At 35.3% G+C, this 1,196-nt stretch carries 2 protein-coding genes; both read right to left on the reverse strand.

Annotated features, from left to right (window positions below):
- Window positions 1–92 precede the first annotated feature (92 nt).
- Window positions 93–476, reverse strand: coding sequence for a hypothetical protein (locus EV695_RS20110; RefSeq protein ID WP_131907825.1), 384 nt, complete (start codon window positions 474–476; stop codon window positions 93–95).
- 123 nt (window positions 477–599) lie between these two features.
- Window positions 600–1,022, reverse strand: a complete 423-nt coding sequence (locus EV695_RS20115) for a hypothetical protein (RefSeq protein WP_131907826.1) — start codon at window positions 1,020–1,022, stop codon at window positions 600–602.
- Window positions 1,023–1,196: the final 174 nt, after the last annotated feature.

Here is a 1,196-nt window from a genome sequence, read left to right on the forward strand (position 1 = left end):
GATGATTACCATACTCAATACAATGGTGAAAAAAGGGGAGGTTTGGGATGAAAAATTGGCTTAAAAGGTTGACTTGGAACCACAGTCACTTGTTATATTATTTTGTTCATTAGTTTTGAAAACCATGATTTTTCCTCTGATCTATCAACTACATTAAAATAAATAACCTTATTTGAAGCTGCTTTTTCAATGAAAGGAAGTGTAGATATATCAGACCACATATTGTCAGGATGATCAAAAAAACCAAATAGCTCTTCTCCATTTTGCTTTAGGCTAAAAAATGCAGTTGATTTTAATTTCTTATTTGTACACCAATTCTGTAATAACCATGGAATATCTTTATCTTCGTAAGTTTTAATTTTTGACTTAGTTACTCCAGTGCCTATTTGAATAGATACATTCTCACAGAATTCCTCTAAGACTAACTTCATAAAAGTAGAATAGCGTTTTGTTTCAATGCCAATTAGTTGATTCATGTTTTTTTCATAAGCTGAAATTTAGACACCCCCGTACTTTTAGGCACTTTTTTAGTTGTTTTAGAATATAACGCTTTGCTAAGGGGACGCCTGCTTTTGGCGTTCCCTGACTTAAGCACCTTGTTAAGCTTTTACTTTATATAACATAGCCTGATTTTCACCGAATTTTGGGCGTAGATTCTCTAGGTTGACAATAAAGTCTTTTGCATTTGTTTCTATTTGTAATTCAGGTGCAAAACCAACTGCGGATTGGTTGCACGTTAATACATGGATTGTCTGATTTAAACACACTGAGCCTACAAATAATCCAAGCTCATTTAGAGATTGCTTTGAAAGCTCGTCATACTCTGTATCGGTGTTCATAACTTCCCACCCACAGCCGCAGCCAGAGTGGGGAGCTAGATAATAGATATAGGGTTGCTTGAATATTTTATTGAGCAACTGAAATTCAGCGTCGGAATCAGATATTAATTCAATACTAAAAATTTCACTTTCAGTCTCTTTTACAGCAAATTCAAGGCCAATATATATTTGTGAGCAGTTCATACTTTTAGCCTAATCAATTAAGTTTTTTAGCTTAACGCCTTGCTCAGCAGAACGAGCGTAGCGAGGTTCTGATGAAGCTACTTGTATGGTTACTAAAGTTAAAGAACGGGTAAACTGAGACCCACCTTTAGTTAGCTGCTAAAGGCCATTATGTAGTAGCTCGATGTAGCAACG

Origin of the sequence: Cocleimonas flava (genome assembly GCF_004339015.1) — a bacterium.
GTDB lineage: Bacteria > Pseudomonadota > Gammaproteobacteria > Thiotrichales > Thiotrichaceae > Cocleimonas > Cocleimonas flava.

What these genes read in the sequence shown, in the direction of transcription:
- EV695_RS20110 (WP_131907825.1), bottom strand. Translation starts at nt 476, where the DNA reads ATGAATCAACTAATTGGCATTGAAACAAAACGCTATTCTACTTTTATG.
- EV695_RS20115 (WP_131907826.1), bottom strand. Translation starts at nt 1,022, where the DNA reads ATGAACTGCTCACAAATATATATTGGCCTTGAATTTGCTGTAAAAGAG.